General features: G+C 40.1%; 23 protein-coding genes. 15 read left to right on the top strand and 8 right to left on the bottom strand.

Annotated elements, in window-relative coordinates:
• Positions 1-217 precede the first annotated feature (217 nt).
• From MKY06_RS17900 to MKY06_RS17875, 6 genes are all read left to right on the top strand, one after another.
• Positions 218-913: a FadR/GntR family transcriptional regulator gene (locus tag MKY06_RS17900; protein ID WP_013058211.1), complete on the top strand. Its 696-nt coding sequence runs from the start codon at positions 218-220 to the stop codon at positions 911-913.
• A 287-nt stretch (positions 914-1,200) separates the two neighbouring features.
• Positions 1,201-2,760: a sodium:solute symporter family protein gene (locus MKY06_RS17895; RefSeq protein ID WP_013058210.1), complete on the top strand. Its 1,560-nt coding sequence runs from the start codon at positions 1,201-1,203 to the stop codon at positions 2,758-2,760.
• Complete coding sequence (locus MKY06_RS17890; protein WP_029323294.1) at positions 2,735-2,980, top strand: hypothetical protein; 246 nt, start codon at positions 2,735-2,737, stop codon at positions 2,978-2,980. The genes MKY06_RS17895 and MKY06_RS17890 overlap by 26 nt, the downstream gene beginning before the upstream one ends.
• Before the next feature lie 218 nt (positions 2,981-3,198).
• Positions 3,199-4,092 carry a PEP/pyruvate-binding domain-containing protein gene (locus MKY06_RS17885; RefSeq protein WP_098326132.1) on the top strand — a complete coding sequence of 298 codons (894 nt, stop codon included), beginning with the start codon at positions 3,199-3,201 and terminating at the stop codon, positions 4,090-4,092.
• Positions 4,093-4,114: 22 nt separating this feature from the next.
• Entirely contained in the window at positions 4,115-5,749 is a 1,635-nt protein-coding gene (locus tag MKY06_RS17880) for a PEP-utilizing enzyme (RefSeq protein WP_098476124.1), read from the top strand.
• Positions 5,736-7,061, top strand: a complete 1,326-nt coding sequence (locus MKY06_RS17875; RefSeq protein WP_240524282.1) for an MFS transporter — start codon at positions 5,736-5,738, stop codon at positions 7,059-7,061. Before MKY06_RS17880 ends, MKY06_RS17875 begins: the two co-directional genes overlap by 14 nt.
• Positions 7,062-7,142: 81 nt before the next feature.
• On the opposite strand, the gene MKY06_RS17870 is transcribed toward MKY06_RS17875, so the two are convergent.
• Together MKY06_RS17870 and MKY06_RS17865 are read right to left on the bottom strand one after the other, a co-directional pair.
• Positions 7,143-7,616 carry a hypothetical protein gene (locus MKY06_RS17870; protein WP_013058206.1) on the bottom strand — a complete coding sequence of 158 codons (474 nt, stop codon included), beginning with the start codon at positions 7,614-7,616 and terminating at the stop codon, positions 7,143-7,145.
• Positions 7,617-7,738: 122 nt separating this feature from the next.
• Positions 7,739-7,996 (bottom strand): GerAB/ArcD/ProY family transporter, encoded by a 258-nt coding sequence (locus tag MKY06_RS17865; RefSeq protein ID WP_223269008.1) that lies wholly within the window; start codon positions 7,994-7,996, stop codon positions 7,739-7,741.
• Between the two features lie 99 nt (positions 7,997-8,095).
• On the opposite strand from MKY06_RS17865, the gene MKY06_RS17860 reads away from it, so the two are divergent.
• From MKY06_RS17860 to MKY06_RS17845, 4 genes are all read left to right on the top strand, one after another.
• The gene (locus MKY06_RS17860; protein WP_013058204.1) at positions 8,096-8,581 is read left to right on the top strand and encodes a hypothetical protein; all 486 of its coding nucleotides are present in this window, start codon (positions 8,096-8,098) and stop codon (positions 8,579-8,581) included.
• Positions 8,582-8,661: 80 nt separating this feature from the next.
• Positions 8,662-9,144: a GNAT family N-acetyltransferase gene (locus MKY06_RS17855; protein ID WP_025750834.1), complete on the top strand. Its 483-nt coding sequence runs from the start codon at positions 8,662-8,664 to the stop codon at positions 9,142-9,144.
• Between the two features lie 2 nt (positions 9,145-9,146).
• Positions 9,147-10,226, top strand: coding sequence for a DNA alkylation repair protein (locus tag MKY06_RS17850; RefSeq protein WP_098526394.1), 1,080 nt, complete (start codon positions 9,147-9,149; stop codon positions 10,224-10,226).
• Positions 10,227-10,650: 424 nt separating this feature from the next.
• Complete coding sequence (locus MKY06_RS17845) at positions 10,651-12,306, top strand: M14 family metallopeptidase (protein ID WP_155660412.1); 1,656 nt, start codon at positions 10,651-10,653, stop codon at positions 12,304-12,306.
• 46 nt (positions 12,307-12,352) lie between these two features.
• Here MKY06_RS17845 and MKY06_RS17840 read toward each other — a convergent pair whose 3' ends face one another.
• A complete protein-coding gene (locus tag MKY06_RS17840; RefSeq protein ID WP_013058198.1) occupies positions 12,353-13,282 on the bottom strand; it encodes an SDR family oxidoreductase in 930 nt (309 codons plus the stop codon).
• Positions 13,283-13,385: 103 nt separating this feature from the next.
• Here MKY06_RS17840 and MKY06_RS17835 point away from each other — a divergent pair, with 103 nt between their 5' ends.
• Positions 13,386-13,556: a hypothetical protein gene (locus MKY06_RS17835; RefSeq protein ID WP_013058197.1), complete on the top strand. Its 171-nt coding sequence runs from the start codon at positions 13,386-13,388 to the stop codon at positions 13,554-13,556.
• Positions 13,557-13,840: 284 nt separating this feature from the next.
• On the opposite strand, the gene MKY06_RS17830 is transcribed toward MKY06_RS17835, so the two are convergent.
• Positions 13,841-14,179: a general stress protein gene (locus MKY06_RS17830; RefSeq protein WP_340961079.1), complete on the bottom strand. Its 339-nt coding sequence runs from the start codon at positions 14,177-14,179 to the stop codon at positions 13,841-13,843.
• Positions 14,180-14,401: 222 nt separating this feature from the next.
• On the opposite strand from MKY06_RS17830, the gene MKY06_RS17825 reads away from it, so the two are divergent.
• Together MKY06_RS17825 and MKY06_RS17820 are read left to right on the top strand one after the other, a co-directional pair.
• Complete coding sequence (locus tag MKY06_RS17825) at positions 14,402-15,271, top strand: SDR family oxidoreductase (protein ID WP_013058194.1); 870 nt, start codon at positions 14,402-14,404, stop codon at positions 15,269-15,271.
• A gap of 31 nt (positions 15,272-15,302) precedes the next feature.
• Positions 15,303-15,527, top strand: a complete 225-nt coding sequence (locus MKY06_RS17820) for a hypothetical protein (RefSeq protein WP_013058193.1) — start codon at positions 15,303-15,305, stop codon at positions 15,525-15,527.
• 42 nt (positions 15,528-15,569) lie between these two features.
• On the opposite strand, the gene MKY06_RS17815 is transcribed toward MKY06_RS17820, so the two are convergent.
• Entirely contained in the window at positions 15,570-16,427 is an 858-nt protein-coding gene (locus MKY06_RS17815; protein ID WP_013058192.1) for an STAS domain-containing protein, read from the bottom strand.
• A 166-nt stretch (positions 16,428-16,593) separates the two neighbouring features.
• Here MKY06_RS17815 and MKY06_RS17810 point away from each other — a divergent pair, with 166 nt between their 5' ends.
• Positions 16,594-17,535 carry a magnesium transporter CorA family protein gene (locus MKY06_RS17810; protein ID WP_064471930.1) on the top strand — a complete coding sequence of 314 codons (942 nt, stop codon included), beginning with the start codon at positions 16,594-16,596 and terminating at the stop codon, positions 17,533-17,535.
• A gap of 47 nt (positions 17,536-17,582) precedes the next feature.
• Here MKY06_RS17810 and MKY06_RS17805 read toward each other — a convergent pair whose 3' ends face one another.
• The 3 genes from MKY06_RS17805 to MKY06_RS17795 all read right to left on the bottom strand — a co-directional run bounded on the left by MKY06_RS17805 (position 17,583) and on the right by MKY06_RS17795 (position 19,550).
• The gene (locus MKY06_RS17805; RefSeq protein ID WP_155660409.1) at positions 17,583-17,885 is read right to left on the bottom strand and encodes a hypothetical protein; all 303 of its coding nucleotides are present in this window, start codon (positions 17,883-17,885) and stop codon (positions 17,583-17,585) included.
• A gap of 17 nt (positions 17,886-17,902) precedes the next feature.
• A complete protein-coding gene (locus MKY06_RS17800) occupies positions 17,903-18,205 on the bottom strand; it encodes a hypothetical protein (RefSeq protein WP_013058189.1) in 303 nt (100 codons plus the stop codon).
• Between the two features lie 133 nt (positions 18,206-18,338).
• A complete protein-coding gene (locus MKY06_RS17795; RefSeq protein WP_289916560.1) occupies positions 18,339-19,550 on the bottom strand; it encodes an AGE family epimerase/isomerase in 1,212 nt (403 codons plus the stop codon).
• Positions 19,551-19,895: 345 nt separating this feature from the next.
• Between MKY06_RS17795 and MKY06_RS17790 the strand changes: the two genes are divergently transcribed.
• Positions 19,896-21,230 (top strand): SH3 domain-containing protein, encoded by a 1,335-nt coding sequence (locus MKY06_RS17790; RefSeq protein WP_340961077.1) that lies wholly within the window; start codon positions 19,896-19,898, stop codon positions 21,228-21,230.
• Positions 21,231-21,656: the final 426 nt, after the last annotated feature.

Raw genomic sequence — 21,656 nt, 5'->3', positions numbered from 1 at the left:
ATGTCAAAAAACCATGAATCGTTATTCATTTATAACTTGTTTTCATGGTATAATAACAATAATAGTAAAATTTTATCAACACATTTGAATTGAAATAATGTATACTTGTAATACAAAGATTGAAGCGTTTACATAAATCGGAATACACATAGTTAATCTGGGTCCGATGAAAACTAAAAAAAAGAGAGAGATAATTACTTGGAGGAGGAATAGAAGTATGTTTGTACCTATTGAGCGTAAAAAAGTATCTAGTCAAGTGCTTGATCAATTAAAAAAGATGATTAAAGAGAAAACGTTCCCGCCAGAGTCTCGTTTGCCGTCGGAACATGAGTTATCCAAAATGTTTGGAGTGAGCCGTGCACCAATTCGTGAAGCGCTAAGCGTTCTTTCTGCCAGCGGCTTGATTGAATCAAGACAAGGCGGAGGAAGCTACGTAAAGCGTGTAAACTTAGTGGGCATGCTTGATCCAATGACGTTTGAAATGGTTGAAGCAGATCAAGTTCTTGAATTAATTGAAATGCGTATTATCATCGAGTCGCAAGCAGCAAGCTTAGCCGCGCTGCGCCGTACGGATGAAGAACTGATTGAAATTAAAGAATCGTTAGAAGCGTTTAAAAAGACGGTTCATAACAGTGAAGAAATTGGACATGAAGCGGACTATCGTTTCCATCATGATATTGTAAAAGCTGCTCATAACTCATTCCTTCTTCATGCTGTAGAAGATTTAGGTCATTTGTATCGAAAAGCGCTTGCTTATTCGTTAAATAAAAGCCAAAAAGAAAATCGTAAGCAAACGGATGCCGACCATGAGCGTATTTTTGAAGCAATTAAAAATGGAGAGCCAGAAGAAGCAGCAGAAGCGGTTCGTGATCACTTAGAGCACGTTCGCCAAAAAGTAATGGTATCTCAATGATAAAAAAAACGACAACCCAAGGGGTTGTCGTTTTTTTTTATTAGTAAGACCATTCATTCATGTGAGGAAATAACACACGTTGAAAACGAAAATTCATGCTTAGACCGGTGCGGATGTGCCGGCTTTTTTTGTTTGCATAAGGGGAAAGTATCTAATTATACTCTTTAATAATCAGAAAATACAGTATTGTTAATAATTTTACGGCGTGATATTTTATTAATAAATGTTACTTTTATTTACATATTAATGTAAGTAAATCTAACATTAAGAGGAAGAGGAGGGATAAGATGCTTTCATCAAGCGTCGGGTATTTGATTTTACTGATTTTTGGAGGAGGCTTTACGGCCGTTACAATTATGATGCAGCGCCGTCAAGGAAAGGAAATGACGGCTGAGCAGTTTAGTACAGCCGGAAGAAATGTAGGCGTTGGGCTGGCGAGTGCATCCATTATTGCTGCATGGACATGGGCCGCTACGTTAATGATGTCTTCTTCCACAGGCTATCAGTACGGCATTAGCGGACCGTATTGGTACGCAGCGGGAGCAAGCATTCAAATTTTGCTGTTTGCCATTGTCGCGATTAACCTGAAGAAAAAAGCGCCGAACGCTCATACGTTTTTAGAATTTATTGCACAGCGTTTCGACGTGAAAAATCATCGTTTAATGCTTGGCTTTGCTCTTATGACAAATATTATTGTGACCGCCATGGTTATTTTAGGAGGAGCCATTGCTTTAAACTCTCTTACCGGGATGAATATTTTTGTTGCCGCTTTTTTAATTCCTCTTACGTTTACCATCTACACCATGATTGGCGGTTTAAAAGCCTCATTTGTTGCTGATTATTTTAACACCGTTTTTATTTTCATTATTTTATTTATTTTTGCTGCTGCCGTCTATTATAAGTTCGGCGTGACAAGCGTGTACGAAGGGCTGAAAAATCTGCCTTCGTCACAGCATATGCTTACGATGGCATCGGTGCCGGGCCTTTTGTTTGGGATGATTAATATTATCGGGAACTTCGGTACGGTCTTTGTAGATCAAGCTTACTGGCAGCGTGCCATTGCAAGTAAAAACAGCGCTGCTTCAAAAGCGTATATTTACGGCGGAATTGCCTGGTTTTCGATTCCGTTTGCCGTTGCCACTTTCCTAGGTGTAAGTGCGGCTGGGCTTGGAATTGCTGTAGATTCACCGGATTCTATCGCGCCCGTTATGGCGTCACACGTGCTTGGAAATCTAGGTTCTATTTTGTTTTTAACGATGCTGTTTATGGCGGTAATGTCGACAGGAGCGGCTGAATTAACGGCGATCACAAATATTATCGTAACGGACATTTACTTGCGATCTATCAATCCAAAAGCAAGCAGTAAAAAAATCTTAAGCACGTCGCGAAAAGTGACGCTTGGCTTTGGGCTGGCGATGGGTGTGTTTTCCATTTTACTGTTTTACTTAGGAATTAGTCTTGGGTTTGTGTATATGGCCATGGGTATTTTCGTCAGCGGAGCCGTTATTCCCGTTACGCTTGGACTGATGTGGAAAAAAGCGACGAATACAGGTGCATTTTACGGCGCGCTTTTAGGGATGATTGGCGGCGTTGTCGCATGGAACACATCTGCTTACTTAATTAACGGTCACATTGATGTAGAAGCCCTTGGCGGACTGTATCCAATGCTTATTGGAAATTCTACCGTTTTTATTATCAGCGGAGTTATATCAATCGGACACGGTCTGCTTGCCAAAAAAGAATTTGACTTTGATGAACTAAAAGACAAATTCAAAAGCTTTGATGAACATGGAGATGAACCATTAAGGGAGGAAGTGGCGTATGGATCCACAACAACAGTTAAATAAAGATGCAAAGCTTTGTACGCGCTGGGCGCTGGGACTTACATTTTTGTTTGTCCTCTTGTTTCCAGGCGTGATGTTTTTAACGGGCTATCAATACACGCTGTCCTTTTTTAAAGGCTGGACGTATCTTGCGTTTGGCTGGCTGATTATCGCAGGGATTTGTATTATTGTGGGGCCTGTGGTTGAGTTTGTGAGGGAGAAGAAGGAGAGAGATACAGTTTAATTTGTCAAAACAATATGAATTTCAAATGTGTTAGTTATAAAAAAAATCACAAATCATATTCTAGTGAATATGGTTTGTGATTTTTTTGTGAAGATATTTAAAATTATGTTAATTTTTGGTAAAATAGACTTAGTTCCATAAAACTACATTATGGTTTTAAATGGATTTTACTATTTTATCTGATTGTCTTTTGACATAAATGAAAGGAGGTGAAGTGATTGCACATCGTCTCTTTAGAAAAAGCATGTTATGCAGAACTTCAAGCAGTAGGTTCAAAAGCTTACAATCTCTCAAAAATGATTCAGCACGTTTCTCATATCCCTACAGGATTTGTTTTAACATCTCACACGTTACATTCCTTTTTAACGTTTAACCAAATAGAAATAAAAGCAGAAGATAGCAGCGTCATAGAAAAGAAGATTCAAAGCGGCACGTTTCCTTTAGGTCTGCAAAAAGAAATTGTTTCTTCGTATGCCAATATTCAAGGTGCTGGTGTGAAAGCCGTAGCCGTAAGATCTTCTTCCGCACTTGAAGATTTGGAGAATGCGTCTTTTGCCGGACAGTATGAAACGATATTAAACGTAAGAAACAGAGAAGAACTTTTGACAAGTATAAAAAAATGCTGGGCTTCTTATTTTTCATCCGTGGTTCAAGCGTACGCCGAAGATAAAGAAATTTCGCTTTCTAATCCCCAGATGGGTATCCTTGTACAAGGAATGGTTGAAGCCGATGTATCCGGAGTGATTTTTAGCGTAAATCCTATTACAGAAAGTGAAGATGAAGTAGTCATTAACGTGGCGTACGGCTTAGGAGAGGGAATCGTATCAGGTGGTGTTACGCCGGATTTATTTATTATTCATAAACAGACAAAAAGTATAATGAAAGAACTAGGATTAAAAGAGTATAAGCTAGTGTCAGGTTTTACAGGAATAACAAAAGCTGTGACAACGGATAAAGAAAAAAATGAATTTTCTATATCAGATGAAACAGCACTACAGCTGCTTCGTTTAACGAATCAAGTAGAGCAGTATTGTCAGTACGCTGTAGACATTGAATTTGCCATAAAAAATAAACATATTTATTTACTTCAAGTGAGACCTGTTACTACATAATGAAAAGGAAAGGGGAAATCAAATGAACGTATTATCTGCATTTCAAAACGACCTATTTTTAAGTGAGGAAGAAAAACAAACGGGATTTTGGGTACAAGACAACCTACATATCGCACATGCGCTAAGTCCTTTATACGCTTCCTTTCAGCTTCCGGCAATGACTTATGGGACAAAGCAAGGTTTTGAAACGTTAAAACTGCCTATCTATCAATTTGTAGTGAAATTAGCTGATGGAAAAATGTATCAGCAAAATATCCCGTTTCCCGGTGACGTAAATGATCGCTTAAAGGAGCACCAAGAAGCAGTGAAGCCGCTGTTACCTCGACTTAAACCTAGATTATACGAGTACGTTAATGAGGTGTTTTTACCTTTTTATACGGAAGTCAAAAGAAGTGCAGAACGTCCTTTATCTTTAAAAGAAGCAGAAGAAAAAGTAAAAGAACTGCATGATTTTTATAAAAAAGCTTGGCAGCTTCACTTTGAAATTGTCATGCCAAGAAGTGATTTAGGAATGATTTTAGAAGAGCTATATGGAGCCTTGACCGGAGACGCGAATACCGCTTACGTATATGATCTGCTGGAAGGCGTAATGAACAAGTCACTTGAAACGGATCAAGCACTTTGGGAACTAACTGACACGGTAAAGCGTTCTGACCCATTAAAACAAGCTTTTACGGAACAGAAGTCAGAAGAAATAGAAGCAAATCTATTAGGCACAGCTGAAGGCAGAGAATTTTTAAAGAATCTGCAAAGCTTTTTGAATGAGTATGGCTATCGTTCTGCAAATTCGCATGAGTTTATTGATGAGACGTGGGTAGAGAATCCTTTACATGCGCTATCGATTATTGCTGGCTATGTGCGTAAAGATTACGACTTCAAGAAAAATTATGAAGATGTCGTAAAAAAGAGAGAAGAAAGCTATCGTGATGTACTCGCAAAAATGCCGGAGTGCGAAGAAAAAGAGCAGTTTAAGCTGTTTTATGGCTGGGCTTTGGACGCATGGGGGTTGGATGAAGACCATCATTTTTATATCGATGCGATGCTGCCTGCTACGGCAAGACTGTTTTTGCTGAATGCAGGAACTCTTTTAGCTGATCACCAAGTGATTCATCAGCCTCAAGATATTTTTCATTTTTATTACGATGAATTGCTGGAAGTATTAAAAACGCCCGTGGCGTCTCATGAACTTATCGTCAATAGAAAACAGGAGTTTGAAGAAAATCGTCATAAAAAAACGCCGCCTGCTTATGGAACGCCTCCTCAAACAGGAGAAGATCCTTTATTGGAGCGGGTATTCGGAAAAATGGGGCCTCCAGAAGTAGATGAAACTCAAAAAATCTTTAAAGGAAGTGCCGCTTCAAGAGGTGTTTATACGGGAGTGGTAAAAATCATTTCAGACCCAAGTCAATTTTCTAAACTTAAACAAGGAGATATTCTTGTGTGTGAAACAACAGCACCCGCTTGGACCACGTTATTTTCGCTTGCTGGAGCAATTGTAACCAATGCAGGAGGAATTTTATCTCATGCAGGAACAGTGGCTCGTGAATATAAACTTCCAGCGGTTCTTGGCACAAAAGTAGCCGTGGATCTACTAAAAGACGGAGATGTTGTTACCGTAGACGGAACTAACGGAGTGGTGACGATTGAACAGCAGTAAGCCGTCTTTGATTATCTTTTCTATTTTAACAGGAACTTTTTTAATTCCCGTTAATTCCACTATGATTGCGGTAGGCTTACCGTCTATTGCCAAAGCGCTTGATCTTTCCATCGTACATGTATCAGTAGTGGTAACGATCTATTTAATTGTGATGGCAGTTGCTCAGCCCATCGCGGGGAAACTGGGTGATTTATATGGAAATAAGACCATGTTTGTAGCTGGAATGATTATTTTTTTAGTGGGGTCTGCCGCCTGTGTGTTTTCATATAACTTACTTTCTCTCACGGTCTTTCGAACGCTGCAAGCATTAGGAGGCGCACTAGCTACGCCTAATGCAACAGCGATTATGAGGCACAGTTTACCAAAAGAAAAGCTTGGAAGGACGCTTGGGTTATTTGGATTATCAATGGGGCTAGGAGCAGCTGTAGGACCTGTGTTAGGAGCTTTTTTAATTAAGTATCTTGGGTGGACGTCGATTTTTTGGTTTAACGTTCCTTTTGCTGTTCTGTCGTTGATTTGTTCATTTATATACGTGCCGTCTAACGTAAAACAAAAAGCAAAAATGCTGGATATAGGGGGCGCTTTTTTACTTGGAGTAAGCATGACGAGCTTTACGCTAATGCTGACGCACCGTGATTTGTTTAATGCTTGGACTATTTTCATATGCATAGCGTCTATCGTTCTTTTCATTGTGCAAGAACGCAAGGTCCAAGAGCCGCTGATTGATTTTAAGCTTTTTAAGGTTCGGCCCTTTTTTTCTTCAAATCTTTCCATTCTATGCAGTAATTTTATGATGTATAGTACCATTTTGTTTGTTCCGCTTTTGCTAGAGAAGCAGTATGATATTCGTTTAATTGGTTTGCTTCTTTTCTTTTTTTCATTAGCCATGTCTATTTCTTCTTGGCTGGGAGGATTGTTAGCAGAAAAGGTAGGGAAAGAACATCCGATACGATTATCGTTTCTTATTTCATTGCTTGCGGCGATGCTTTATTTTCACTTAGCGAATGCCTCCATTTCTTATACAATTGTATCTTTATTAGTAGGAGGAGTGGGAGCAGGGATCGGTGTTTCATCTATGCAGGCTATGAATATTCAATCTGTCAAAAAAGAGCAATCAGGCACTGCATCGGGCATTTATTCCACTTTTCGTTATGTTGGAGGAATGTTAGCTTCAGCTGCGGTGAGCTTGTTAGTAGGTACTACTGGTCTATTGGTGGTTCTATGTATAGCTGGAATAGCAGGATTCCTTGTGTCGTTAGTTGGAAAAGAAAAAGAAAAGCAAGTTTCCTTGTCCCAAGACGTTTTTAAATAAAAAAAGAATAGCCAGCGGAGAAGCAGACATTCGTTTTATTGCACGTGCTGAAAATGATGATGTGCTGGTCCAAAGGCTATTCTATTTTTTAGTTATCGCTCTTTTTTCAATTTTACACACCCACCGGTAATACTGCACCACCATCCAAAACAACAGCGGGTTTAAGAAAAGCGAATACCACCACGTCCACCATCCATAGTGAAAATACCCCCAAGGAGCAGGGAGAAGGGCCACTACTTCATAAAGTAAAACAGCAACCGACCAAAGTAAAATATAAGCGGCTTTTTTTGTGAGCTTCCCGGCAAAAGGATAGTAAGTAAGAAAAAGCATGTTTACAGGCGGAATGAGAACGGTATAGGCAAAAATACCTTGCCAGTCTGTCTCTTGTGTAAAATACCAGTAGCCGTGAAATTTGAAATTAATGAAGACGTCAAAGATATGCTGAGCAGCAATGGTGAACATCCAAATGTGAACAATTTGATTTGCCGTTAAGCGCTTATTTGTTTTGAAGGCAAGAATGTTAAATATTAAAACAGAAAGAATTAATCCAATCATAGTACTTCTCCTTTTGGCTTCTTGACTACATTGTATAATTTTAGGAGATTAAAACCAATAGAGAAATGAAAATATTATGAATTTTATGCAGTATTTTCCGCGTTGATAGATTGTACATTTTTTCAATTTCTTAAAAAGGCAATCACAAGCAAAAGAGCCGGTATGACGATTTGAAACGAAAGATGTAAAGTAAATGGACCGATTTTTAATCCTTGATGGACATGTTTAAAATAGTTTTGAGCAAGAGACAATGAATAAAACAAAACGACTAAGCCGATTGGAGATACAAGCGGTGACGGGTTTTTAAGCTTAAACACATGAGAAAGGCCCAGCACAGTAGCATAGAACAATAGACCGATTTTAAAGAACGTTCCAGTGATTAAAGTGAAAGCGTTTGTAAATAAACAGAGATATTTTGTTAAAAATTAAGTATGTTAGCCGAAGATATAAAAGAGAAGGGCATAAAAGGAGAGAGCGTCTTGGATTTATTTGAAGTTATATTAAGCATACATATTGGGCTCGGCATGATTTGTTTACTTTCAGGAGCAGTGTCTATGCTAGTGCCTAAGACAAAAGGAGGGCATACAAAGTGGGGGGAAGTGTATCATGGTGCTTATGCAGCCCTAGCCGCTACCGCTATCATTCTATCAGTTTGGAAATGGAATGAAATTGCTTATTTATTTTATATTGCCGTGTTTTCATACGGATTAGCGATCTACGGCTATGCATCACGCAAGCAAAAATGGAAGAGCTGGCTTCAACACCATATTCGCGGTATGCTGGGGTCTTATATCGGCGCCGTTACCGCGCTGCTTGTGAATATTGGAGATAGTATTCCGCTGTTAAACAAGCTTCCCGACCTTTCATATTGGTTTTTGCCGACGATTATTGGCAGTCCGCTTATTTACATAGTCGCAAGACGCTATAGAAAAACTTCTTCCGTTTTAAAAAAAATACCATACTAACCAAAAAAGCCTTTTAACGCAAAAGGCTTTTTTTTGTTACGAACATTTGTGCTATGATAGAGAAGCAAGGAGGCTGCAGCATGAAAGAAAATCATCAGTTTACCATACATACGGATAAAGAAAAGCTTGATATAGATGTCATCTACTCGTACCTTCATCATGAATCATACTGGGCAAAAGGAATTCCGCTTCACCTTGTTCAAACGTCTATTGAACATTCCATTTGTTTTGGCGTGTATGATGAGTGCGATAAACAAGTAGGGTTTGGACGGATTATTTCAGATTTTGCGACGTTTGCTTATTTGGCGGATGTGTTTATTCTGCCGCACGCCCGAGGCAACGGGCTTGGAAAAGCGCTGGTACAAGAAATGATTCGCTATCAGCCGATTCAACACGTACGAAAAATTTTATTGGCAACAAAAGATGCTCACGGTTTGTACAGTCAGTACGGATTTAAAGAAGTTAAAAATAAGCAGCTGTTTATGCAAATTTTTAAAAAAGGCATGTACGAGCGGGCGCTTTATTCAAAAGAAAATAAAATACTGCCTGGAAAAGAGGGATAAGTATGGCTGAAGAGTTACGTAAAAGCGTATTTAATGAAGAATTGATTACGCACTTAAGCGACGCTTTTTCACGTGAAATGAGTTCATTTGATAAAAAAGGATTTCATGAACTGGTTTTTCAACAGGACTGGGAAGACTTAGCGCTGAAAGAGCGCATGAGAAGAATTACGCTTTCCATGCATGAAGTGCTGCCAGCGGATTATGAAGAAGCGCTTCATATTCTATATAAAGTAGCTCCAACGGTAGGAGGACTTCAAGGCACGATTTTTCCAGATTATGTTGAACTTTACGGATTGAACGCTTGGGAAGCTTCAATAAAAGCACTCGCTTTTTTTACACCGTTTTCCACATCAGAATTTGCGGTGCGTCCGTTTTTAATTCAAGATCAAAAACGGATGCTTGAGCAAATGATTGAATGGGCAGGAGATGAAAACCATCATATTCGCAGATTAGCAAGCGAAGGGAGCCGGCCTAGACTTCCATGGGGACAATCGGTACCTGCGTTAAAGCAAGATCCGAAGCAAACGCTGCCGATTTTAGAGCAGTTAAAATGCGATGAATCGCTCTATGTCCGAAAAAGCGTAGCCAACCATTTAAATGATATTTCTTACATAGAAAAAGATTGGATGCTTGACGTGATGAAAAGATGGTACGGAAAAGACGTTAAAACCGATTGGATCGTTAAACATGCGTGCCGTTCACTTTTGAAAAAAGGAGACCCTGAAGCTCTGTCTCTTTTTGGCTATGGAGATGACCCAGGAGTAAATGTCACAGGGCTTAGCTTACAGCCGCATGCCATTACGATTGGTGATAGCATTAACTTTTCCTTTGACTTATCGGTAGAAAAAAACATGCCGCTTCGCATAGAGTACGGAATTCATTACGTAAAAGCAAAAGGAAACCGCACTCAAAAAGTGTTTATGCTAAAAAATGTTCAAGCAAAAGCAGGCCAAACGCTGACAGTCACAAAAAAGCATGCGTTTAAAGATTTAAGTACACGAAAACATTACAGCGGTACGCATACGCTTTCTGTTATTGTAAACGGAGTGGTGAAAGCAGAAGCGGATTTTGTGATAGAGTAGAGACTGAAAAAATTAGTTTAGGTGAATTTAAACACGAACTATCTATCGAAAATTGATTAATAGTTCGTGTTTTTTTATTAAGATGGTGAACGTAGGTCTCATGTATGTAGCTGCTTCTAGCTGTTGATTGGAGGGTAAGGCGAAGACTCCCGCGGAAAGCGAAGTCTTGCATGGAAATCAACTGCGGTGGGAAAAGCGGTTTAGATCATTTATCCTGATTGGTCGTCTTCATATGGAGTTGGGTTTGTTATGTCCCAATCTCTTTGTTATAAAATCATACTCCTCTCTTACATTAAAATAGTCAAAAAGGTTCAGCTCCCTTATCTTGAAGTTATTTCCTTAAACGGTATAATTATTTGTGTAACATTTTAAATATTTCAAAAATTTAAAATGTCTAACCAAGGGGATGGGGAGGAGTAAATGAATGAAAAAAACTGTAAAACGAACAGCCGTGCCGGCTCTTTTATCGATTGGGTTATTGCTGTCGCCGCTTGCGGTACAAGCTGAGATGCCTTATTACGGAAAAGACTATAGCCAGCCGGAAAAAATTAAAGCGCTTTATCCGGAAATAAAGGTGAATGAAGCAACGCCTGCATTTACAAAAGGACAAGACGCATTTACGACTCAAGAAGAAATGATGAGCTATGTTCAAAAGCTTGCTCATAAAAGTCCGTACGTAAAGCTGAAGATTATCGGTAAATCACAGCAAGGACGAGACATTCCGGCTCTGTATTTTTCAAAGGAAAAGAAATTTGCGGATGGAAAAACATCCAAAAAGCCAACGATTTGGCTTCAAAGTCAAATTCATGGTAATGAACCGGCAAGCGGTGAATCCGTACTCGCCGTTGCGACGCGTTTGACAGAAGACTTTGGAAAAGATGTGCTAAATAAAGTGAACATCGTCATTGTGCCGCGCATTAATCCAGACGGATCTTATGCATTTAAACGTCAGCTAGCAAATAATTTAGATGGAAACCGCGACTACATAAAGCTTGAAAGCCCGGAAGTGCAGAGCGTACGAGCTGAATTTAACCGTTTTTCACCGGAAGTCGTCATTGATGCTCATGAATATACGCCTTACAGCAGCGGATTTAAAAATATCGGTAAAGAAGGCGTGTGGAAGTATCACGACATTTTACTGCAGTCCGGTCGAAACTTAAATATTCCGCAGCGCATTCGAGACGTGTCTGATGAGCTGTTTGTGAACAGTACGCTTACAGCCATTGAAAAGCAAGGATATTCAGGAGAAGTATACTATACGTCTCAAGTGAATAAACAAGGGCAGCTTGAAGTGGAAGAAGGCTCAGTTGAACCACGAATTGGCCGAAACTCACTAGGCTTGTATCCTTCGTTTTCGTTTTTAGTTGAAAGCAGAGGGATCGGCATTGGACGAGAAGATTTTCCGCGGCGAGTGAGTGCACAAATTGCTACGCAAGAAAAGCTGATTACCCAAACAGCTGATCACGCCAAACAAATTAAGGCGCTGATTGCAAAAGAAAAAGCGGCGCTTGTTAAAAAAGGAAAAAATGCAAATGATCATGACCCAATTGTTGTAAACAGTGAAAATAAAAAAATACCAAACTCCACGTTAGAAATGGTCGATGTGGAAAGTGCGTCTGTTAAAGAAATTCCCGTGACGTACTACAGTGCAAAAGAAGCAACGCCGACGCTTGTCCGTGAACGTCCGACTGCTTATCTTTTAAAACCAGGACACGAAGATGTAGCAGCAAAACTGCAGGGACAAGGCGTAAAAGGCTTCAAATTAACGAAAGAAACGGTTCTTTCAGTAGAAGCGTATAACGTCAGCAGCCGCATAGAAAATGAAGCCTACGAAAACAAGCCAAATGTAGATGTGCAAACAATCGTCAAGTCAAAAACAGTAACGTTTCCAAAAGGAAGCTACGTCTTTTTAACCTCTCAGCCGCAAAACAATTTATTGTCTCTATCGCTTGAACCGGAATCGGTGGACAGTTTCACGACGTTTGGGTATTTGCCTTCAGAAGTAGGACAAGAGCTTGATGTTTACCGGTTTACGCGTTCAATTGAAAAATCGCCTTTGCAAAAAGAATCCCGTAAATAATGAAAAAGCGTGGAGCCTGGCTTCACGCTTTTTTTTATTGGGATGTCTAAGAAGAAACCCACTCTCCGCCGTTTACATGCAGCGTTTGCCCCGTGACAAACCGTGAGTCGTCGCTTGCGAGATACACGTAGGTTGGAGCAAGTTCAAACGGCTGCCCTTGGCGCTCCATCGGATTGTCCACTTGCGTTACTTGATCAGCTGAAAAGCTTGCTGGAATGAGCGGTGTCCAAATGCGCCCCGGCGCTACGGCGTTTACGCGAATGCCGTCTTTAATCAGGCTATTGGAAAGTGCACGAGTGAAACCGACAATGGCTCCTTTAGTTGCCGTATAGTCAATTAACTGTTCATAGCCTTTATACGTCACAATTGAAGCAGTATTAATAATCGAGCTGCCGGCTTTTAAATGAGGCAGAGCGGCACGCGTCGTGTAAAAGTGCGAGTAGATATTCACTTTAAATGTATGATCAAACTGCTCATCGGTGATGTCTAAAAGACTCATCTGCTGAAACTGAACGCCTACGTTATTGCACAAAATATCAAGCTGACCGAACGTTTCTACCGTTTTTTCGACGATGTCTTTACAGTGCTGTTTGTCCCGCACGTCGCCGGGAAGCAGCACACATTTTTGACTCAGTTCTTCAATCCTTGCCTTCGTTCGATTTGCATCTTCATGTTCATCTAAATAAGCAATCGCAACGTTTGCTCCTTCTTTAGCGAAGGCAATGGCAGCGGCTGCTCCGATTCCGCTGTCACCGCCTGTAATGAGAGCAATTTTTCCTTTTAGCTTGCCGCTTCCTTTGTAATGCGGATTTTCGATAATGGGACGCGGAACCATCAAACTTTCTAACCCGGGCTGGCGAAGCTGCCGCTGTTCAGGAACCGTAATCGGAACGTCTTCATAGCGCGTAATTTTTCCGTAATTCGGCTGCATCGGATACCCTTGCTTGTCCTGATAAAATTCATTGTTTGGACACATAAAACAACCTCCTCAAAAAGCATCACTCTTTCACTCTATGACATAGATCGATCTCTCATGCATACGTATAAAGAGTGTAGAATGCGAGAAAGAAGGGGAGTTCATGCGATATTACTACAGTGAAGAAGTGAAGCTATTGCTAATGGACGGGTCAAATCAGACGGTGGAACTAATCTATAACTCTGATGCTCAGCCTTTTCTGCTGCCGCTTTTAGGACCTCGTCCGCCTTTTTATGTAAACCCTCGCTATGAGAAGTATCTGCCTGTTTTATAGTACAAAGAGCCCTTCTGCATGAAGGGCTTTTAAATTGACCTTCTCTTTTATTTTCCTCGTGAGTGCTCACGTGATTCCTGGCGGTTTTTTCTTCTTCTAGATAGGAAATAAATAAAAAAGCCGATTAATACAAGAAACGTGATAAGCAAAATACTAGTAGGAAAGTAAAGAGAGCCTATCTGAATTCCCAAATAGTTTAACATCGTTAATAACTTCCTTTCTTGATAGAAATGGTTTATTTTACTAAATACCCTTATATGCTATTAAAAAACGTTTCCGCTGTTTTAGTAGGGAATCGACTGACTCTGTGCGCCAACAACCACGATATGTCCTTGTTTCATCTCTTCTTTATACCGGTTTGCTTCTTGATTAGATAAGCCGAGCGAAGCCATCTTTGAAAGAAGCTCATCTTCTCTTGAAAGAAGCTTATTTACCGCCGTTTCAAAAATACCTTGCTCTGCCATTCTGTATTTTTTTGTATGTGTTGCGTCCGTTAAATTATGAGCCCATTCTTTATCGTAGGCCAGCAGGTAAATATCTTTGCTTGTAAATCCTTTTTTTAAAAAAGAATGGATGATGCAGGTTGCCTCCTCTTGGTTTTCTGCTATTTCAATGTGTTTCATATACCAACCAAACCTCCTAATAAAAGATATTTCTGAAATACATCTTCTACTCATTCTGTAGCCTTTGTTTCCAACTTTAAACTTGTTTTCTATGAATTTTCTAAGATAGTAAAAGAGAATAGAAATATCATAAATTTTTTAAAAAAGATGTTTGAACTTCAAAACAGAAGGCTAAACGTAGACTATACTAAAAAGTTCCATCAAAAATAGGAGGAGATTAAAATGAATTTACAAGATCAACAAACACAAGGTCAGCCCCAGCAAACGCAAGACCGCCAGCCGGGTATCGAAAGCGAGATGAATCCTCTCCCTATTTATGAGGATGACAACTACATTGGTACAGGAAAATTAAAAGGAAAAGTAGCGCTAGTTACCGGAGGAGACAGCGGAATTGGACGAGCTGTATCCATTGCTTATGCGAAAGAAGGAGCGGACGTAGCCATCGTTTACTTAAACGAACATAGCGACGCCGAGGAAACAAAAGCCCGCATTGAAGAAGAAGGTGTAAGATGTCTGCTGATTGCAGGAGACGTAGGAGACGAATCGTTCTGTAACGAAGCGGTAGAAAAAACAGTAAGTGAGCTTGGAAAGCTTGATATTCTTGTGAACAATGCAGGAGAGCAGCATCCAAAAGAAAGCATTAAAGAAATTACAAGTGAACAGCTTGAACGAACGTTCAAAACGAACTTTTATTCATACTTTTATTTTACGAAAAAAGCGCTTGATTACTTAGGAAAAGGCAGTGCGATCATTAATACAACGTCAATTAATCCTTACCGCGGAAATCCTCAGCTGATCGATTATACGGCGACAAAAGGTGCAATCAACGGCTTTACGCGCAGCATGGCGCAAGCGCTTGTCAAAGATGGCATTCGCGTTAATGCTGTAGCGCCGGGACCAATCTGGACACCGCTTATTCCGTCTACTTTCTCAGGTGATAAAGTAGGAGAATTCGGTACCGATACGCCGATGGGCAGACCTGGGCATCCTGTGGAGCACGTAGGCTGCTATGTACTGCTAGCTTCAAATGATTCATCTTATATGACCGGTCAAACGCTTCATGTCAACGGCGGAGATTTCATGAACACATAATTGCACCACCTATAGTAAAGGAGGAGAAAAGATGGGAGAACGCAAGAAAAGATCTATATCAAATGCACCTAAAAAAAGAGATGAAACGGAACAGCGTGTAACAGATCAAGACGAAACGTTATTTGAACGTTTCAAAGAAGAAGAAACCGTGGATCCTATGCCAATGGAAGACATAAGACTTGAACAAAAAGAAGAGAAAAATAAAACGAAAACGAAAGATGAATCAGGTTCTGAAAACATTCATCATAGAAAATAAAAAACAGCCTTCTCGGGCTGTTTTTTTGTTTGTATCCCTATATTAATGAGTGCTAGAAGCAATTACAATTTTTGAATCATCTTCTAATGCCTGAGCAAGATTCGATTTAATTCGTATATGATCAAATTTCAGTCCAAGCTGCATCGCAGTAGTAGCTAATTCAGGGCGAATGCCCGATAAAATTGATTTAACGCCGATTAAATCAAGCGCATTTATCAGCTGAAACAGCTCGTGTGCGACCATTGTATCAATCATCACAACTCCTGACAAATCAATATACAAATGAGCGATTTGCTTCTCTGCACACTGTTTTAACGTGCTTTCTAGGATCATTTTGGCTCTTGCCGTATCAATATCGCCGACTAACGGTAAAAGAGCAACGTCTTTTTTAATCACAATAACAGGTGAACTTAATTCATGAATCATTTCCTGCTGCGAGCGGAGGCGGTTTGATGCGTACTCCTGCGCTTCTGTGATGAATTTCAAAATAATAATATCAAATACCCTTACTACTTTTTCATTCCACACATCAATATGCTGCTGAGTGATGTCATCGTTAAGTTCTGCAAACCGTCGAATATACTCACAGTATTGTTTGCGGACGTTCATAAATTCTTTAATAATACTTTGAATGGGTGTTCTGATATGTTCTTGGTCTTTGGCAACTTTATTTAGCCACGTGTTAAAAGATTCAAAAAAGCTTTTTTCATCTTCTATAAAGACGTTGCTAATATATAAATGAAATTCATAGTTTTGCGCTTTTAAGCGTTGAATGACATCGGGGTTACTAGAGGTATATACGCCTTCAGAAGACTTTTTGTCCAAAGATTCATACCATTCTTCCGTCATATTTGGTGCATTTTCTAGCAGATAAGAACGTAAAGCGATATCTTTCTTCACTGTTATTCTCCTCTCAAACTGATAAAGCATTGCGCATGTGAGCAACGTATTTATTATAGCACCTTTTTTATAAAGATGGATATGAAATGTATGTTTATTTTGCGTGATAGGTTTTAAATGATTGTATATAGGGAAAAATTCTAATAAAAGGGGAAAGAGGGAAAGTATGAATACCGTGACGAACGATCAATGGAAATGGTATCAGTTTGATTTAGAAGAAGCAGATGGAATAGCTGATATAATCAAAGACTATCAGTATCCAAGAGATGAATGGTTTTGCCAGCAGCTGCAAAAGGAAAATTCTAATCATATTCAAGTAGATGTCGTAGGGGGAAGTGAGCTCATTTATGGTTCACTAATTTATCATAAGAAGTCGTTTGATCAAAAAAATTACGATTCGTTTCATTTTTATATCACCGAGGAGTTTATTATAACGGCAGGAATTGATTTGGAAATCCTACAAGACACCCATCATGAACGAATGATTGAACGCATGAAGCAGTCTGCTAACACGGCAGAAAGCTTTTTTATTCTTTTAGGCGAAATTATGAAAAAGCACTTAAACGGGTTTGATCAGTTTGAAAGTCATTTCAGAGAGCTTCTGTGGGAAGTGCGCCATAATAATAACATTGACGTGTTAGATGACATTCATAAAGCCCGGTATGACTTGCTTATATGGACAAATTTAATTAGCTCTGTTCGAGAAGTCACAATGGGAATAGAAGAAGCATTTCATAAAAAAATTAACCAAACGGTCGAATATCAGCGGATGTGTAAAAAAATCGAAATCGGCTTAACGCTAATTGAACAATATCAAAAAGAATTTGACGCGTTAATTAAATTAGAAGAAGTTGTGTCTACTCATCGAGGAAATGAGATTATGAAAGCTTTAACGCTGCTGACAGCAATCAGTACGCCTTTAACGGCTTTTGGAGCTCTTTGGGGAATGAACTTTAAAGGGATGCCGGAGCTTGACTGGAAGTTTGGCTATGTCTACGCACTCATTTTAATTGTTCTTTCAACCGTGGCCATTTATCTCTATTTACGAATGAAAGGGTGGACGGGCGATCTGTTAAAAGGAAGAAAAAAGAATTCATTTTTTAAATAAGCTTCAAGAAAAAGCAGCCGCTTAATAAGCGGCTGCTTTGTTGTCTGTTATCCTCGCCTCCACGTCGTAGGCTCACCTGAACGAAGGCATCTTGGAAATAAATCGTTTTCTTTTAGCTTTACTTGATTGCCGTTTTCGTCGGTATAGCGACCGGTTTGCGGAACCAATTCTCCGGTTGAAAAGGCGTCATCTACAGGCTTCCACGTCGTTGATTCACGTGTATGTGGGCAAGGTGTAAAAAGATCATCTTTTTGAAAGAGTTTAATTTCACCTTCCGCACAAACGTAAGCGCCCGATTCTGGTACAGCTTCACTCGTTCGATAAATGTTCTGTACGGTCTTCACACGCATCCAACCTTTCTTTTTGGTTAGTTGTATTTTAGTGTTCCGGTCGTGGCGTCCATGTACGTACGGTCTTCTATAATATCCGAGTCGTCTAGCTTTCTAAAAGGAGCGCAGTAGCATACAACACCCGTCTCGATTTCAATTTCTTGAAATCCGTACGCACGGCAAAGGTATTCACCGACAGCGCTTGGAGCTGGATGCGTATCCAACTCATCTAATGCTTCATTAAACATCTCTAAAAATTCTTTTTTCGAAAATTTCTTCTCATGATGCAGTGTTACTGGATCTCCAGAATCTGTTCCTTGTGCTAACGCGTAAAAATACATCGTCCTCACTCCTTGCATATATATAGTCGAGCTTTTTCTGAATTGTAGAAACATTGATTGTTAGTAAGTAAATTCCCTTAAATAAAAGAAATAAACGCATTTGCTAGAAAACGGTTTCTTCATGAGCATTATCTCAAAGAGAATTCAGTGCTATCAGCGTTTGATAGCAAGCTGCCACAGGGTGATAATCGGCTTTAGGAGCGGGGCTTTTTTTCGAGCTGTAGCGTTCGTTTTGCTGATTTAACAGCTGATACCACCCTCCATATGTGTGATCGATAAAGTGTTTCTGACAGTAGGAGAACAGGGCGTCGTATGCTTTCCAATATCCGCTGTCTCCGGTTTTTACCCCAAGCAGTGAAGCCGCAGAAATGGCTTCGGCCATCACCCAGTAGTTTTTATCCCAATCAATGACCTCTTCTTGAGGAGACAGCGCAAAGTAAAGACCTCCGTACCTAGCATCCCAGCCTCGGTTCCAGCCCTTATCAAATAAATCTTTTGCACGTTCTGTCATCCAGTTTTCCGAACGGTGCCGATCAAGCCATAAAAGCAGCTTGCTCCATTCAAACTGATGTCCTGGTATAAAGCCGTACGGACGAAATTCATCCTTTGTATTGTTTTTATTGTATTCCCAATCTGGCTGCCAGTCTGTATCATAATGCTCCCAGATCATGCCGCCAGATCGTTCAGCAAGCTGCTGAGTAACGCCTTTTGCAAGCGTGTACGCTCGGTCTAAGTATTTTTTATCTCTTGTTGCTTCAAAGGCAGAAAGCATCGCTTCACATATATGCATATTTGCATTTTGGCCGTGATATAAAGAAGAGGCTGACCACGATGCGTCCCATTCATCTCGGTAAAAGCCGTGCGTTTCTTCCCAAAAGTACTTTTCCATCACGTCATATACCTGTTCAATTGTTTCTTTTGCTTCTTGAATGCCGGCTTGATACGCGATGGAAGAAGCTAAAAGAGCAAAAGCGTGGCCATATGCTTGTTTAGAATCATCTTTTACTTCTCCGTCATCGGCTATTTCAAAAAAATACCCGTCGTGCTCTCTATCATAATGGTTGTTTTGTAGAAAACGAATGCCGTGCTGAGCTGCTTCTTTGCACCAATCCGGTCCGTTTAAAAGAGCCCCTACACTGAAGATATAAATAAAGCGCGCCGTACTTACCAAGTGTTTTGAATGCGTGTTGTTGACGGTGCCGTCGTCGTAGTATTCATGGATATACCCGCCGTTTTTCTTGTCAATACAAGCGGGGTAGTAGAAACGAAGCGTATCAAAAATATGCTGTTTTAATGTGGGGGGTTCTCGAAACGAAGTTGAGGAAAAATCCGTTGCCGTGTTCATTTTATCACCATCTCAATCTTTGTTTTTAGTTATTTTTTACCCTAAGAATTTGGGAGTAAACGTAAGGGTTTTTTTGCTGTTTCTGCTCTATTATTCTATTTTTGTTGAAAATGTATCAGTTTGGAAACAAGTTTGAAATATTTTGATATACTTTTGACACGATTATCCGGTATTCTAAAAGTACGTGCTAGCTGGAACGAAGTAATGGTAAGCCTCTAGACGTCGAATAATTTTACTTAATGTTGTTTAGTTAAGGTTGAGCTTAAACATCGGATCCTGTTTTCACTTAACCTATTAAACTAGCAGCATGTATTTCTATTATATTTTGCAAATGAGGTATAAAAAATGACAGAAGTGAACAAACAAAGATTTTACAAAAAATTAGCGGTAACAGGTCTTGCTTTTACACTTGTAGGGGCAGGAACTCTAGGTCTTCATTCTTTAAATTTTACGGGTGAGCCAACTGTCGCAAGCGCAGCGGCGGAAACATATACAACAACGGCGAATTTAAATATTCGAAGCGGTCCATCGACGTCCAACGCGATTATTGCAACGGTCAAACAAGGCACGCAGCTAACGGTAGTTGGACAAGCAGCAAGCGGCTGGCTGAAAGTAAGCTATCAAGGCAAAACGGGCTATGTAAGCAGTGAGTATGTTAAAAAGTCTGCGAGTTCAACGACCAAAACCTATGTAACAACGGCAAATTTAAATATTCGAAGCGGTCCATCGACTTCAAGCGCGATTGTTGTAATGGTCAAACAAGGCACGGAGCTAACGTCGACAGAACAAGCAGCGAATGGCTGGCTAAAAGTAAGCTATCAAGGCAAAACGGGCTATGTGAGCACGCAGTACGTAAAGGAATCAACGGGTTCTTCTGAACCGGCTCCAGCTCCAGCTCCGGCCGCTTCTGTCTATGTGGCAACGGCGAATTTAAATGTTCGAACAACTGCTTCAACTTCTGGTGCTGTCATGGCAACACTTAAAGCCGGCACACAGCTAGACGTAACGGCTAAAGCAGCAAACGGCTGGCTGAAAATTACGTATCAAGGTAAGGTTGGTTATGTAAGCGGTCAATACGTACGAGCATTAGCTGGTATGAAAGTGGTTTCGAACCCTGAAAGCATACAAGTTGTTGTGAATAAACAAAACAAGCTTCCGGAAAACTACGTTCCGAAAGATTTAGTATATACAACGATTCCATTTACATTCAAAGAACAAACGGAAAAGAAAAAAATGCGCAGTGAAGCAGCCGCTGCTATTGCACAGTTATTTGCGGGTGCGAAAAAACAAGGCGTTACGCTTCTTGGCGTATCAGCTTACCGTTCACATGCAACGCAAAGCGCGCTTTTTAGTTCGTATGTTCAAAGAGATGGTTATGATAAAGCGGCAACTTATAGCGCACTGCCAGGCACGAGTGAACATGAAACGGGTCTTGGAATTGATGTAACAAAAGGAGACGGTACATGTGCTGCTCAAGACTGCTTTGGCGGAACAAAAGAAGCAACTTGGCTCGACGCCCACGCAGCAGAATATGGATTTATTATTCGTTATCCAAAAGGAAAAGAAGCGGTAACCGGCTATAAATATGAACCGTGGCATTTGCGGTATGTAGGCAAACCAGTGGCGCAGGCGATTAAAAGTAAAGGCATTACGCTTGAAGAATATTACGGAATTAAGTAGTTTAAAAAAGAGGCTAGAATAAAAGTAGCTTAGTTGAAGGAAGATCCGAACGCGTTTGATTCTCTATCAAGAGTCAAACGCGTTCGGATTTTTTAATTGTTTTGGTGAAAGTAGGTTTCATGTATGCAGGTGCTTCTAGCGGTTGAGTGGAGGGCAAGGTGAAGGATCCTGGGGAAAGCAAAGTTTTGCACGGAAATCAACCGCGGTGTAACCAATAACCCCTACGAGCTTCTTTGTCCCATTTGTTCGTCTTTAATTTAGCCATCCCTCACTCTCTTTTATTTTTGTTCATCATGTTTACCCTTCTTGTGAAGGAGGGTAGGTAATGATACAAAAGAACTACTGTTTGTACATTTAAAGTTGTGTTTGTGTGTGAAAAGATCTAGTGTATATTTCATACAGAAGTGTAAAGTACAGGGGGCGTTC

Origin of the sequence: Priestia sp. FSL P4-0332, from assembly GCF_038005845.1 — a bacterium.
Classification (GTDB): Bacteria; Bacillota; Bacilli; order Bacillales; family Bacillaceae_H; genus Priestia.
The sequence above is the reverse complement of the archived record's forward strand: the minus strand, read 5'-3'. Positions and strand labels throughout refer to the sequence as shown.